The sequence below is a fragment of the Flavobacterium rhamnosi genome (genome assembly GCF_048286515.1).
In the GTDB taxonomy this organism is placed as follows: Bacteria; Bacteroidota; Bacteroidia; order Flavobacteriales; family Flavobacteriaceae; genus Flavobacterium.
In genome coordinates, this window is the sequence record NZ_JBLVPS010000008.1 from 1 (window position 1) to 15,326 (window position 15,326).

The window sequence follows — 15,326 nt, forward strand, 5'->3', positions numbered from 1 at the left end:
CGTTAATCAATACCTTTCTACGGTATTTTGGACACCATATCAAATGATAGGCTATATTGTATGTAGCACTTCTGCTTTTCCTCCATCGCTTTTCCATTAAACAAATATATAAAAAAAGTATTTAATTGTCACTTTTATATCTAAAATGATTAGAAGTATTTGCATTTTCAATTCATCCCCTGTCTAAAGACCCAAGTGTATGGGGGCTTTCTTGAAAAATTATCGTAATTTTTATTTCTTAATTTCTGCCACTTCTTTTTCAGTAACAATTTTAGTTTGTTTATTTCCCCAGGATGTCATAACGTAATTCATCACATCGGCTACTTCCTGATTAGAAAGTCCCATCGCCGGCATACTGCTATTGTACTTCATTTTATTGACAATAATTTCGCCACTTTGTCCAAATTTTACTACTGCAATGCTTAGGATTCTTTTATTTAGAAGCCAATCAGAGCCAGCCAATGGCGGAAAATTTTTAGTGTCTCCTTTGCCGTTGGCACCATGACATTGTATGCAAAAATCAACATAAATTTCTTTTCCTGGTGTTTGGAATTTCGAAGTTACTGTGCTGGTTGTATTTGCTTCAATATAGTGGTCTTGATAAAATGGGTTTTCAAAGAAAAAACCGCCCAATAAAAACGGGCCTAGTGCAAAAAATAGTTTAATAGTCAACATAGATTAATTAGGTATAATTTTGAGAATCCCTTTTTCTTCGACAGCTATGTAAATATAACCGTCCGGGCCTTGTGCTACATTGCGCATGCGTCCTATGTCTGTGGCAATTTTTTGTCTTTCTGTCACTTCGTTTCCTTTTAATTTCACCAATTCAAGATATTGAAATTTTAAGGAACCAACCAGTAAATGTCCTTTCCAGTCGGGATACTTATCGCCGGTAACAAAAGTCATTCCGCAAGGGGCGATGGAAGGTACCCAGTAATAGATTGGTTTTTCAATACCTGGTTTTTCTTTTTCTTTGCTAATGGTTGTTCCGTCGTAATCGATGCCATAGGTAACAACAGGCCATCCGTAATTGGCTGCTTTTTTAATGATGTTGATTTCGTCCCCGCCTTGAGGGCCGTGTTCATGTGTCCAAATAGCGCCCGTTAAAGGATGTTTTGCCATTCCTTGCGGATTTCTGTGGCCGTAAGAATAAATGGCTTCTTTGACTCCTGCCTGGCCTACAAATGGGTTGTCTTTAGGAATGGTTCCGTCGTCATTTAAACGGTATATTTTTCCGCCATCCCTTTTGATGTCTTGTGGGTTTTCGAGATGATTGCCACGTTCTCCCACAGAGAAGTACAAATAACCATCGTTGTCAAAGGCAATTCGGGAACCAAAATGTTGTCCTTTTGTGGTATTGGGCGTAGCTTTATAAAGCGATTCAATTTGCGTCAGATTTCCATCAATTAATTTTGCCCTTATGAGTTTAGTGTGACCGCCAGTTCCTTCACCTTCATCGGAGGAATAGGTTATGTAAATCCAGCCATTTTTCGCATAATCAGGATGTAAAGCGATATCTAATAAACCCCCTTGTCCACGAGAATAAACTTTAGGGACATTTTTTATTTCAGTCTTAGTACCATTTTTAATTTGATATAGCACGCCACTTTTTTCGGTAACCAACATTGATCCGTCAGGTAGCCAAGTCATTCCCCATGGTATTGCAATACCGGAAGCAACTGTTTCGAAAGTATAGTTCTTCGCTTCCTCTTTTAAAGGAATATCATTTGATTTTACTTGTGCATCACAACTAAAAAAAATGAAAGAGAGAATAGAAAGGCAGACTAGTTTGATTTTTTTCATGAGTTTGATCTTTAGGTCCCTTTTGAACAGAAATCTTTTTTAAAGATAGTAAAAGAGGAGTTAAAAAGGGAGGGAAGTGTTTAATTTTGCTTAGAATTAACAAACTAGCTCGATTTAAAGGTTGCTTTCTTATAGTGTTTCGTAAACATTTTTTTTACGAATGAGTGCCTCGAGACTTTACTTGTTAACTACTGTCGGCTAATTTTGTTATCTTAACCTATCATAGTTTTTAAATCCATAACCCATCTTTCGAATAAAACGACATTAGGTATTATTTTATCTATAGCAAAAAAAAAGACCATCAACTGATAGTCTTTTTAATAAATAAAATAACTACTCCCATACAGGAGTCTATTTTTTTTGATTACAGATACTATTATTTTAGGAATCCAGTCTGTAAAAAGTATTGGCATTTTTACACCAAATCTGCTGTTGCTCTTCTGCGGATAATTGCGAAATATAGTTCTCAAGAGTTTTTACAACCATCGCATAATTTGCGGCAAGATTGCAAACAGGCCAATCAGAACCGAACATTAGGTTTTCTTTCGAAAAATTTTCAAAAATCACGTCGAGATACGGTTTTAGATCAGCTGCTTTCCATGTATTCCAATCCGCTTCTGTAACCATTCCTGAAATTTTACACATCACATTTTCTGCTTTTGCTAATTCTTTGATGCCTTCTTTCCAGGATTGAATTGCTCCCGATTTTATATCTGGTTTGGCAATATGGTCTAATACAAAGGCCTGATCAGGAAAACGATTAACAAGATCTATTGCTGCCGGTAACTGTCGATGAAAAACGAGTATGTCGTAGGTGTAATTAAACGGTTTTAGCTCCCGGATACCGTTACGGAAATCTGTTCTTAGCATAAAATCATCGGATTCTCCTTGTACTACATGTCTGAAGCCTTTTAATTTTTTTTGGGTTGAAAAAAAAGCCAGTCGGTCGGCGGTATTTTTATCCAGCAAATTTACCCATCCTACCACACCTTTGATGAAATCATTTTTTACTGCTAAATCAAGCAGAAAATTAGTTTCTTCTTCCGATTGGCTAGCCTGAATCGCAACACAGCCTGAAAATTTATTTTCTGTCAGTAACGGCAGAAGATCTTCAGGCAAAAAATCTTTTTGAATTTTCTGCATAGATTCATCGATCCAACTATCCCTAACAGGATCAAACTTCCAAAAATGCTGATGGGCATCAATACGTTTATGCATAAAACTCTACTAATTTATATCGTTGATTAATGACCGGTCCAGATGCACGTATCCTCCGTCTACAAAAACGAATTGTCCAGTAGTGTGTGAAGAACGATCAGAGATAATAAAAAGTGCAGTATCTGCTATTTCTTCAGGAGTCGTCATCCTTGCCTCAAAAGGTATGCTTTTATTTATTTTAGCCAGTACCATTTCTCCATCTGGTAAAGTTTCTAACCAATCTTCGTAAGCTGGAGTCAGACTTTCCGCGATGATAATAGCATTAGAACGTATATCATATTGGATTAAGTCGACCGCCCACTCTCGGGTAAGACCCAATACGCCACCCTTTGCAGCTGCGTATCCGGAAGTTCCTCCTTGACCCGTTAAGGCAACTTTAGAACCGATATTAAGTATATTACCTTTGGACTCCTTAAGGTATGGAAGGGCATATTTGGTTAGTAAAAAATAGCTTACCAGATTCAGTTTTAAAGAGTCCATGAACTCCTCATAACTGGCATCTAATCCTGCACCGTCATTTACCCCGACGTTATTGATAACAGCATCTATTCTTCCGTATTTTTCAATAATTTTTTTTACTGCAGCTTCCATTTGCTCTGGATTGGTTACATCCGTTTGCACAAATATTGAATCCAGACCCCTTTTTTGAAGTGCTTCGGCATAGCCATAACCTCTGTCGTTACGGTCTACAAGTACAGGTATGGCGCCTTCATCAGCTAATCTCTTTATAATAGTCTCACCGATGCTTCCTGGTTTTCCTGCCGATCCTGAGACAACTATAATTTTATCTTTTAATCCTAAATCCATACTACTTTTATTTATTAAGTTTAATCCAGTTCTATCAATGCTTTGATAACGTTATTTTTTGGATCAATCCACTTTTCAAATTCAGTTATCATCTCGGTAAAGTCGGCCCTGTGGGTAATGTATTTTTTTGGGTCTATTTTGCCGTTTTTAAGGCATTCCATCACATAAAGAAAATCATCTTTTGTTGCATTGCGGCTGCTCATTAGTGTTGATTCTCTTTTGTGAAAATCTGGGTGGCTAAAGCTGAGTTCTCCCTTTTGCAGACCTACTAAAACAAATCTTCCACCATGGGCTATGTAATTAAAAGCACTGTTCATAACATTGCGGTTACCAGTGGCATCTATAACAACAGTAGGCATATCTCCGTTTGTGATTTCCATAAGTCTTGCTGTGACATCTTCATTTGCAGGATTTATGGTAGCATCAGCATTAAGTTCTTCTTTGCAAAAACGAAGCCTGTATTCGTTTATATCCATGGCGATTACTTTTGCACCTGCTATTTTGGCAAACTGTATCAAACCAATTCCTATAGGACCGGCTCCCATAATAAGTACCGTATCATTTGAATTTACTGCAGCCCTTCGTACACCATGCGCAGCTATTGCAAGCGGCTCAACCAGTGCTAGCTGATCGTAATCCAGTCCTTCGCCATGCAATAAATACTGTTCAGGAACGGTAATGTATTGCGCCATCCCTCCATCGATATGAACTCCGAAAACCTTAATTTTTGCACAGCAATTTGTAAGTCCATTTCTGCAAGCCACACATTCACCACAATGGAAGTAGGGTATAAAAGTTACCTTATCGCCCTGCTTGTAACCTTGAGCTTCGCCTTCAATGTATTCTGCAGCAAGCTCATGACCTAAAATACGTGGATATTCAAAATAGGGTTGTGTTCCGCCAAAGGCATGGATGTCTGTGCCACAAACACCAATTTTTCTAATCTTTAATAATACTTCACCGTCCTTGCGCACCGGCATAGGTTTTTCTTTTAACTTAAACTCATGGGGTTTTTCGCATACAATGTATTTCATCTCTTACCTTTTTTCTTTATAATTTATTTGCTGTATGCAACCGCCACTTGTTTACTTGTACCTAAACCTTCCATTCCTAATTCAACAACATCTCCCGCTTTGAGATAGATAGGTTCTGGTTTAATTCCTAAACCAACGCCCGGAGGTGTCCCTGTACTGATAACGTCACCTGGAAGCAATGTCATGAACTGACTCAGGTAATGCACCAGGTAAGGAATTTTGAAAACTAAATTTGATGTATTGCTATTTTGGAATTTTTTCCCATTTACGGTCAACCACATCGACAAATTATCTACATCTGCAATTTCATCTTTTGTTGCCATAAAGGGACCAAGTGGTGCAAATGTATCACAGCCTTTTCCTTTCGCCCATTGTCCTCCACGTTCTAATTGAAAGGCTCTTTCACTATAGTCATTATGCAAACAATAGCCTGCAACATAATCCATAGCATCAGCTTCTTCAACATAACTGGCTTTTTTTCCTACAATAAACACCAATTCGATTTCCCAATCTGTTTTAGTGCTGTTTTTAGGAATTATTAAATCGTCATTCGGCCCGCAAAGGGCAGTAGTGGATTTAAAAAAGATAATCGGTTCTTCTGGTATTGGTGCATTAGTTTCTTTACAGTGGTCCACATAGTTTAATCCAATGCATATTATTTTAGACGGTCTTGCTACTGGCGAGCCCAAACGTACCGAAGCATCAACTTCAGGCAAAACAGGATTGTTTTCTAAAGCTGCTTTTAATGTTTCCAGTCCATTTTCATCAAAAAATGCTTCATTATAATCTGCAACAATTGCCGATACATCAAATCTTTTTTCTCCAATTAAAATACCTGGTTTTTCTTTACCAGCCTCTCCAAAACGTATTAGTTTCATTTTATCTATTTTTAGTATGATTCTTTAATAATTGTATCAATATTAATAAGGTGATCTTAGTTATTTAATTTAATAAATCCGCCATCAATTGGATAGTCACAGCCTGTAATAAAACCAGCTTCATCACTGCATAAGTATAGCGCCAAAGCGGCTACTTCATCCGGTTTTCCCATGCGACCAATAGGTTGTGACTTGGACAGTTTATCAAACATTTCCGCTTCTTTTCCTGGGTAGTTTTTAGAAATGAATCCATCCACAAATGGTGTATGTACTCTTGCAGGAGAAATGGAATTACAACGAATATTTTCGGCCATGTAATCTTTGGCGACTGATAAAGTCATAGCCATTACAGCTCCCTTAGCTGTGGAATAAGCAAATCGATCTGGAATGCCTACCCAAGCCGCTATAGAAGCCATATTCACAATAACTCCACCATTTGAATGGCGTAGTTGTGGGATTGCTGCATGCAAACAATTGTAAACCCCTTTTACATTTACACTCATAATTCTGTCAAAGTCGGCTTCTGGTGTAGTTTCCACCTTGCCTACGTGGGCTATTCCAGCATTATTGACAAGAATATGAATGTTGCCAATTTTTTCAAATGTTGCCAATACTTCTTGCTGATCGGCCACATTACAAGCATGTGAAAATGCTTTCCCACCCATTGCGCGTATTTCCGATATCGCTGTTTGAGCGCTTTCATCAGTTAGTTCAATGATATGTACCTCAGCTCCTTGTTTTGCAAATAAGGCCGAAATTGCCTTTCCTATTCCGCTACCTCCACCGGTAACTACTGCTTTTTTATTTTGTAATGAAAACATATTTTTTCTTAGATTTAAAATTTTAACTACTTCTCGAGCTATTCCAGGTGTGTGACTTTACATTATCTTTAAACTACCTTCGCAACATTAATCTAAACTGTCCTGTAAAACGCATGAAAAGAATAAAATACAGTAACCGATTTTAATTTATTAGAAACACCCTTGTTTTGCGTAATCGATTGCATTATCAGTTACGAAAATATTTATATAAAATTAATTAATAATTCAGAGGGCGAAAGATATAAAGATCTCTTGATTAAAGTATCCTGCTTAGTTCAAAATTATTTTTGTTTAATCCTTAATTATTTTTGTTTTTTAACAAAATTGGAAGAATAAAATTACCGCTTATCAAAATAGTCTTCTTTTTTGTCTATTGCAAATTAAAAACTAATGTGATGGAATGAATAAGTCTGTCTGAAGAAAGGTATTGAAAATAGATAACCATTCAAGCAACTCAAAAATTTGGGAATTTGGAATAAAAAAACCACCTACATGCGCTGTAGGTGGTTTCAATTATAACTTTAGGATTACTTCTTAGCGTTATATTTTGCAGTTCTGGCGTCTTTGATTACACCTTTCCAGTTTAAACCAAAACCAAAATCATACACATTTCCGTTAGTATCTACATATGGAGTCATGTCGTGAGGAACATCTTCCATTTGTTTTTCAACGGTAGACATGTTCAATGGCATTTGTAAAGGCAATAATCCTGAAGGCTCTGTTTTTCCGGAGATAATATCCATTAAAGCTTCAACTTGGACGCCAAACTCTCCCACTATTGCATCAACCTCTTTTTCAAATTCGCCGAAAACCATCGGATTCGAAATATTTACAGCTACAAGTACCGGCTTTCCATTAAGTGCTTTTTTAGTTTCCAGAATCGTATTTAAATCCGGGTACGAATTTGATTTTGATGTTTTATTCAGATACGATCTGTTTGTAATCGTCGGGTCAATCACAGGATCTCCGGCTGCAATACTTTGGGCTCTGGCCTCAACTGCGGTATACTCTTTTAATTGTAAACTAATTGGCACATATCCATTTCCGCCTGCTTCTCTGTCGGCTCTGCTATATCCACCACTGATCGGGCTTTTGATAAATACGATGGCAAAATCAGCCTTGCTCGGATCCTCTGTTACGGTATAGTATTTTTTAATCAATTCTAAATTAATAGGATACTCGATTTTTTCAGGAGAGGGTTGACCAAAAAAATTGATACTCACTGGAGTAACTCTTTTCGGGATGTAAACCGTTTTTCCTTTTTGAATTGGTAAGGTCTTATTTTGATTTTTAATCATCACAACAGACTTTAATTGTGCATCATACCCTGCTTTCATAAATTCAGGTTTGCCCACGGTGGCTTTCGTCTCAAGAGGATCTAAATACGAATTTTCAAATAGTCCCACTCGGAAAATATTCAAAAGCAAACGAACAGCTGATTGCTCAAAACGTTTTCGCATAAAAGTTTCACCGTGTTCTTTTATACCCATTTGGTAGGCTTCTAAAACCGGATTGATATCATTATTACCCCCAAATTGATCTACCCCGGCCATTAGCACTTTATAATGTCTTTCGGCGACAGTTAAATTTTCAACACCCCAAGACTTTCCCGCAAAGACATCTGGAGTAGGACCTTCATTGGCCGTAATTAGCCAATCTGTGCAAACTACTCCATCATAGCCGTATTTGTCTCTTAATAAATCAGTAATAATGTATTTACTAAATCCGTTTCCAACATTCTCACCGTATTTTTTATCCTGACCATAAGAAATTGTATAATAAGGCATTACCGCAGAGGCTTTTTTAGTAGCACCTTTCAATTGAAAAGCGCCATCTACAAATGGTTTTAGATGCGTTTCAAAATTATTACCAGGATACACTGCAAATTTTCCATATGCAAAATGAGCATCGCGCCCTCCCTCTTCCGGCCCTCCACTTGGCCAGTGTTTTACCATGGCATTGACACTTTGATTACCCCACCCTTGATAAGCAGCAATGGATTTTGGCGATGTTTGAAATCCATCAACATACGCTTTTGCCAAATCCGTTGCTAATTTGGGGTCTTCGCCAAAAGTACCAACAAAACGATTCCATCGCGGTTCTGTCGCCAAATCAATTTGTGGTGATAGGGCAGTAGTAATTCCCATGGCTCGGTATTCCTTTGCTGCAATAGAACCAAATTGTTCTGTAATAGCAGCATCAAAAGTAGCTGCCAGTCCCAATTCCTCAGGCCATTGTGATATGGCTCCACCGGAACCTGCATTGTATTCGGCATCTTTATTGGCTCCATTTCTTGGATCAGAACTGTTGTTAGAAGGTATTCCTACTCCAATTCCTTCGACTAGTGCTTGTATATTATTGTTCCATGTTGCTGCAACTATTGGGCTTTCAACCGAAGTCATCAGTACGTGACGCAAATTATCTTTAGTTAAAAATGCAATTTGTTGATCGGACAAATCGGAAGCTTTTGCACCACTTTTAGAAAATGGCTTTCCACTATAAGTCCCGGTAAACATCCCTGCTTCCTGAGCTGGTATGGCTTGATGTCTGCTGTATAACATTAATCCGGACATTTGCTCTACCGTCATTTTAGAAGCAAGATCTTTTGCACGTTCCGCTACCGGTTTTCTCCAATCTTCGTAAATATCTAAGATTCCATTTTTGTTTAGGTCTTTAAAGGCTAATCCATCTGCTTGTAGTATTTTGACTCCGGATTTGGGTGCATATCCTAACGTTTGCCCTCCTTGGTTTTGAACAATATTATGCGAACCTTTAGGGGTTTCTGTCCATTTTTTTTGAGCGTAGGTTTGCGTTCCAACAAGTAAAATTAGCGCAGGGAGTAGTATTCCTTTTTTCATTTTTTGGTTGTTTTTTAGTATGTAAACAGGTAAATTTTCTTCGTTGTACAACGAAAACGTTTTCAAATATATAAAATAATGCGTCACAACAACACAATGAAATTAAAAACATTTACATAACACACTAAAAATACGCATTTTAGATCGTTTAACGCCTTAAAATTTTTTGCAAAATCCAAAAAAGCCCAGCCTCGCTGTCTAATTTTTACAAAATACAGACTATTTTAATTGTAACTTCTTCTTTGCCTCGAGGGCAATAGGGTCTGTGTTTAAGAGTTCCAGGGATTTGACCATTTCCATTGTACTGTTCTTATATCTCTTAAAATGAGAGGTTTGTACATGGGTGTTGTAAGCATTATCATTAGCGTATATCTCAAATATGGTGATGCTGGCAGGGTTAGCTTTATCCGATACCGCATACAGTGACAGGACTCCAGGCTCTACACGAACCGAAGTTTCCATTTCCTCTTTCAATATCCTTTTATAGTTTTCCAGCTGAGCCACATCAATTTCAAGTTTTGCAATACGTATGACCATGTTCTTATTTTGAGCAAATACACTGCCGCTTAAAAGGGTTGTCATTATTATCATTGCTACAATTTGATATAATACATCTTGATTCTTCATTGTTTTTGATCTTAGGGTTTGCTTAATTTCTTCAGAAAAAAGGTTAATAGGCCTTCTTTTCCACCCATCTTTACATACTGGCTATTTTTATAAATTTTCAGATCGCCAATACTGAAAATTAGTGTGTTTCACTTTACTTCGTGATTTCTTTAAGTATAAATGCTTCTCCAGGAACAAGCACATATATGCGTTGTGGATTAACCACCAGTTTTTTTAATTTTTCAGGATCACCATTGAACGGCGCAAAATCAGGTGCATCCACTGATCCCCAATGATTAAGCAGTAGCGGCGTGTTTGGATATGCATTTGCAATTTTCACCGCACCTTCTAAAGTAAAATGCCACTCGCTATCTGAAAAATCAAACAAAATAGCGTCTGGAGCTGGGAATTCAAGGTGCTCTTTCATCAATCGAGAATCGCCTGGTGCCCAAATAGTGCCATCAGGTGTTTCAATCCAAAACCCACACGCGTCTTCATTTTTAAAGACACGTTTACTCATGCCCGGATAAGCATTTTGGTATGCATGATCAGCGGGAGTCAGTTTAATCTTTAGACGCCCTATTTTAAACTGATCTCCGATAGAGTGTCCAAATGATTTGAACCCTTCATTTTTCATTAGTGAATCAACATATATTGTAGAATGATATTCTTTCGTTACACGCAAAAGGTCGCGATTGGTAGGAATACTATAGTGGTCATTATCGGCATGCGTAACCAATACTGCATCTAATCGAAGGACATCTTTTGGCGCTATAGGAAAATCTATCAAAAGAGGCATATCAAAACCTTTCAGCAGTGGGTCAACCATCAAAATAGTACCTCGGCTATTGATAAAAAAGCCAGCCATACCCAGCCATCTTAGCGTGGTTTTATCAGATTCGTCAAAAGCCTCTGCACCAAAAGTTTGTGTTTCTCCCGGTCGAGCCTGATATTTTTTCTCTTTCTTTTCTGTTACTGTACTTTGCGTACTATTTGTAGGTTGTTGTGCCTGCACAATTAGTATTGAAACTAAAAAAGTCGCTACTGTAAATTTCCATTTTTTTGCTTTCATAATCCTTTTTGTTAATTTGTACCACTTTGATTATCTGATATGCAAATTTCTTTCTATTTTTTATCAGAGAATTATATAAATCACTGTATATCTTACCATTATTACTGATTAAAGATAAAAATAAAAAAGCAATAAATATTTGTATTAATTTTGAATCAATTGAATTTAGGAGTCATGAAAGAAATAGTAAAATTGGAAAGTATCACACAATTTAATTCTGAGCGAGGACAGAAGACTTCACACCCCAAGGTGAGTGTTCTGGATCAATCACTGTCAAAACCCATTACAGCAACCCGTTTTGTTTCAGAACTTTATATCATTTTTTTTAAGGACTTGAAATGTGCGGAACTCAAATATGGACGCACCCATTATGACTACCAAGAAGAAACGCTGCTTTTCATTGCACCAGGACAGGTTTTGGGATTTGAAAAGGATATTAAAATTATGCAGCCAAATGGATGGGCATTAGCATTTCATCCTGATCTGATACGGGGATCTTCGCTTGCTAAAAGCATCAAAGACTACGGTTTTTTCTCCTATGATGTAAATGAAGCGTTGCATGTCTCTGAAAGAGAAAAACAAATTGTTTTGGAATGCTTTAACAAAATAAAGCATGAATTAGAATATCCAATTGACAAACACAGTAAATCTATAATTGTGAGCAATATTGAATTGTTCTTAAATTATTGTGTCCGCTTTTATGACCGACAGTTCATAACGAGAGAAAACATTCATAAAGATGCCCTAGTGAGGTTCGAAACTTTATTGAACGACTATTTCCAATCTGATAAACCACAAACGCTAGGATTACCTTCTGTACGGTATTTTGCTGAAGAACTTCACTTATCGGCAAACTATTTTGGAGATTTGGTGAAGAAAGAAACCGGAAAACCAGCTCAGGAATACATACAAGAAAAAGTGATAGCTCTCGCCAAAGAAAAACTTTTTGATATCAATAAATCAATTAGCGAGATTGCTTATGAAATGGGTTTCAAATACCCACAACATTTCACTCGATTATTTACACAACGGGTAGGTTATTCCCCTTATAAATACAGAACGATGAATTAAAAGCTACATTATTTATACATCTATAGCATCATAAACTAGTACCTTTTCCCATAAATGGGAACAGTTCTTTATAAAATCCTGATGAATTGGGTGGTCCTGGTATATTTTTTGGCCGGCTTCATCATCAAAAAACATAAGTTCTGAAACATCCCAAGAGGTATCTACTACCTCGCGCTTTTCCGTAGAAGCTAAAACGCCCACATGAATTTGACGAATAGTTGGAATTGCCGCTAAGGTTTTCAAACCGGAAATCAATTGCTGTTTATCAGCCTCTGATTCGGGGTTTTTTAACCAAAAAAACACATGGTGCAACAAGGGTTTTTTCTTTGGACGCATTGCAAAGCCCATAATACCTGCAACTCCAAATAAAGCTGCGGAACCAATAAATCTTCTACGTATCATCAATTTATTTATTTTAAAAGGTAAATATCGAAATTTAAAAGATAAAAAAAGACAAAATAGCTCCTTTATTTGTTTGAATAGCTTCGGATAGAGCAATTAATCCCCTAATGAAAGTTTTTTTTTAGATATTTAATAAAATCGTACGCTATAAAAAAAGGTTCCAAGATGCTATCTTGAAACCTTTCGGGTGTTGCTCCACTTCGTATTGTTCTATTTCATTGGGACACCTCCCTGATTGTTTTGATCTCCTTCTTTAAGATCATCATTATTAATGCCCTTCTTTTTAGCGCCAGTGAAATTCATTGAACCAAAATTATAACTGAATGTAATTCCAAAAGAACGAATTGGGAATTTGAAGGTACTGGTTTGACTGAATCCCTGTCCGCTTGAATTCTGTTTAAATTCCAAGTCCTTTTTAAAAGGTGACACCATGTTAACTCCCAATGAAGCAGCCTTGTTCCAAAATTGTTTTTTGACTCCAAACACCATTAAATTAAAAGCGGGACTGGTGCCTTGCAATGTTTTTTTAGAAGAGTTTTGGATTACAAAAGCTTCCGCTGAAATGTCGTTTTTTAATTGAAGTGTCCCACTCACGAAAGCAGAATATTGTATGGATGTGCCATTCGTGGATTGTTCCAGATTGTATGCCCCGGTTGGATCTGGTTTGTAAGTAAAGGCATTAAAGTTTCCACGTAGGGTTAAGATCTTAAATGGATTTACAGAACCGAAAAAACTCATTCCAAAAGATTTATTGTTTCCAATATTTTGATAATTGGTGATTGTTCCTGTCTCATCTGTTAAAGGTGTTGCAATACCTTCAATTAGGTCAGATGTATATTTATAATACGCGGAAATATTCAGGCTGCGCTTTTGTGAAAATGTTGAATACCCAAACTCTACGGTTTGTGATACTTCAGGATCTAGGGTTGGATTTCCCTGTGTTTGTGCTTGAATATTTGATTTATTAATAAATGGGTTGAGGTATGTAAAGCTGGGTCTTGAAATACGTTTGCTGTACGTTAATTTTAAAGAAGAAGATTGTGAAAGTGCTTTCTGCAGTGTAAAGCTTGGAATAAAGGTCCCATAGTCAATTTTGAATGGACTTAAATTTGTTTGTAGCGCATTGGTAGGATCTCCTTTTATAGCCGTGTTTTCAAAACGCGCACCCGCCATTACAGTAAAACCTTTGGGTAAAGTTACCGTTCCTACTGTATAAAGAGACGCAACATCCTGATCGTAATTGTATAAATTCGAACTAACAGGATCAAAAACAAATGCATTTTGTGCATCAGGAACATAATTTTGAAAATCACTCGAAATTTTTCTGATGATTGTTTTACCTCCAGCTTCCAGTTTAAATTTCTCAGTTACCGGCAAGGTATAATCCAATTGGAGTGTATATTCATTATTTGTTCCGTCATTATTTGCCTTTTGGTTGGTATAGAAATCAGAGTACATATTCTGGTAATCGGTATCGACTATGCTGTGGCTCCATTGAGACGAAAAGGTAAGTTCGTGTCCCTCTTTTGTGAATTTGTGGGCATAATTAAGGTTCCAGTCAAATCCTCCAAAAGAATTTTTAGCACTGCTTTGTCCAGTATAAATACTACTGTTTGCATCATTCATATAATCAGTAAACTGATTATCACTAATGCCTTTTCGCTCAAATCCTCCTTCATTATATCGGAAGGTTGTACTTAAACTGTTGAAATTGTTAAAATCATATCCTGCTGTAACAGATGCTACTATGCCGCTGCGTTTTACCTCGTTAGTTCCTTCGGTAGTTTGCAGGCTATTGGCGGTGCTATTGTTCAAAATTTGACTGGATTCGGAAGTTGACTCTTGTGGCCAGCCATTGTTGAATCCAACATTTGCGGATAAACTGAAACGGTTTTTATTGTAATTAACATTGGCATTAAAATTGTTTTGTCTTGTGCCAATACCGCCGCTTACCGAGCCACTTACCCCGGAAGTATTTTTCTGTTTGGTGATAATGTTTATTATTCCGGCAGATCCTTCGGCATCATACTTTGCAGATGGAGAGGTGACAACTTCGATGTTTTTAATCTGGTCAGCGGGTATTGTTTTCAGCACATCGGAAAGGTTGGCCGATGTTGCACCTGATGGTTTTCCATTTATAAGAACACGCACATTTCCATCTCCACGGATGGAAACTTTACCATCAATATCCACATTTACCATAGGAACTTTCTGCAATACGTCAGTAGCATTACCACCACTTGCCGTCAAGTCTTTTTCTACATTGTAAACAATTTTATCAATCTTGTTAGTCACCTGTTGTGTTTTTCCTACTACTACAACTTCTTTTAAAGAATTTGTTTCAGGACTAAGAACCACTTTTCCAATTTCAATATCCATCTTTGCATCAGTTGTAGTTACTGATGTAATCGTTTTGTCATTGTAGCCAATAAATGAAATGGTAACGGTATAGCTTCCCGCTTGAATTTCATTCAATTTGAAATTTCCGGACGCATCTGTCAAAACACCAGTCAAGGGTTTAGTGGAGTTAATTTTGTAAAGGCTTACTGAAGCATAATCTACAGGGGCTTTTGTTATCGAATCAATGACGGTACCAGAAATTTTTCCCTTTAAGCTATTCATTCCTGTAAAAGTTTGAGATTTTACAGAAAAAACAGAAAAAAGTAATACTGTAAGGAGGACAATTTTTTTCATTTTAAGACATTTTAAGTTCCGAATCCATTGGAATTGTTTCAATCAATTCGTTTGGATTCCGT

General features: G+C 37.0%; 14 protein-coding genes. 1 reads left to right on the forward strand and 13 read right to left on the reverse strand.

Annotated features, from left to right (window positions below):
* From ACNQGN_RS08355 to ACNQGN_RS08405, 11 genes are all read right to left on the reverse strand, one after another.
* A partial coding sequence (locus ACNQGN_RS08355; protein WP_417987488.1) for a transposase occupies nt 1-97 on the reverse strand: 97 nt, incomplete at its 3' end.
* Nucleotides 98-231: 134 nt separating this feature from the next.
* A complete protein-coding gene (locus ACNQGN_RS08360; RefSeq protein ID WP_417987374.1) occupies nt 232-675 on the reverse strand; it encodes a c-type cytochrome in 444 nt (147 codons plus the stop codon).
* 3 nt (nt 676-678) lie between these two features.
* Nucleotides 679-1,803: a PQQ-dependent sugar dehydrogenase gene (locus ACNQGN_RS08365; RefSeq protein ID WP_417987375.1), complete on the reverse strand. Its 1,125-nt coding sequence runs from the start codon at nt 1,801-1,803 to the stop codon at nt 679-681.
* A gap of 381 nt (nt 1,804-2,184) precedes the next feature.
* Nucleotides 2,185-3,021 (reverse strand): amidohydrolase family protein, encoded by an 837-nt coding sequence (locus tag ACNQGN_RS08370; protein ID WP_417987376.1) that lies wholly within the window; start codon nt 3,019-3,021, stop codon nt 2,185-2,187.
* A gap of 9 nt (nt 3,022-3,030) precedes the next feature.
* The gene (locus tag ACNQGN_RS08375; protein WP_417987377.1) at nt 3,031-3,828 is read right to left on the reverse strand and encodes an SDR family oxidoreductase; all 798 of its coding nucleotides are present in this window, start codon (nt 3,826-3,828) and stop codon (nt 3,031-3,033) included.
* Nucleotides 3,829-3,848: 20 nt separating this feature from the next.
* Nucleotides 3,849-4,862, reverse strand: a complete 1,014-nt coding sequence (locus ACNQGN_RS08380) for a zinc-binding alcohol dehydrogenase family protein (protein WP_417987378.1) — start codon at nt 4,860-4,862, stop codon at nt 3,849-3,851.
* A 23-nt stretch (nt 4,863-4,885) separates the two neighbouring features.
* Nucleotides 4,886-5,740, reverse strand: a complete 855-nt coding sequence (locus tag ACNQGN_RS08385; RefSeq protein WP_417987379.1) for a fumarylacetoacetate hydrolase family protein — start codon at nt 5,738-5,740, stop codon at nt 4,886-4,888.
* 56 nt (nt 5,741-5,796) lie between these two features.
* A complete protein-coding gene (locus ACNQGN_RS08390) occupies nt 5,797-6,561 on the reverse strand; it encodes an SDR family NAD(P)-dependent oxidoreductase (RefSeq protein WP_417987380.1) in 765 nt (254 codons plus the stop codon).
* A gap of 527 nt (nt 6,562-7,088) precedes the next feature.
* On the reverse strand, nt 7,089-9,419 hold the full coding sequence (locus tag ACNQGN_RS08395; protein ID WP_417987381.1) for a glycoside hydrolase family 3 protein: 2,331 nt from the start codon (nt 9,417-9,419) through the stop codon (nt 7,089-7,091).
* A gap of 219 nt (nt 9,420-9,638) precedes the next feature.
* Nucleotides 9,639-9,956, reverse strand: a complete 318-nt coding sequence (locus tag ACNQGN_RS08400) for a putative quinol monooxygenase (RefSeq protein WP_417987382.1) — start codon at nt 9,954-9,956, stop codon at nt 9,639-9,641.
* Nucleotides 9,957-10,179: 223 nt separating this feature from the next.
* Complete coding sequence (locus ACNQGN_RS08405; RefSeq protein WP_417987383.1) at nt 10,180-11,097, reverse strand: MBL fold metallo-hydrolase; 918 nt, start codon at nt 11,095-11,097, stop codon at nt 10,180-10,182.
* A gap of 174 nt (nt 11,098-11,271) precedes the next feature.
* Between ACNQGN_RS08405 and ACNQGN_RS08410 the strand changes: the two genes are divergently transcribed.
* Entirely contained in the window at nt 11,272-12,168 is an 897-nt protein-coding gene (locus ACNQGN_RS08410; protein WP_417987384.1) for a helix-turn-helix domain-containing protein, read from the forward strand.
* 12 nt (nt 12,169-12,180) lie between these two features.
* Here ACNQGN_RS08410 and ACNQGN_RS08415 read toward each other — a convergent pair whose 3' ends face one another.
* Nucleotides 12,181-12,570, reverse strand: coding sequence for a Dabb family protein (locus ACNQGN_RS08415; RefSeq protein WP_417987385.1), 390 nt, complete (start codon nt 12,568-12,570; stop codon nt 12,181-12,183).
* Between the two features lie 210 nt (nt 12,571-12,780).
* Nucleotides 12,781-15,264, reverse strand: coding sequence for a TonB-dependent receptor (locus ACNQGN_RS08420; RefSeq protein ID WP_417987386.1), 2,484 nt, complete (start codon nt 15,262-15,264; stop codon nt 12,781-12,783).
* Nucleotides 15,265-15,326: the final 62 nt, after the last annotated feature.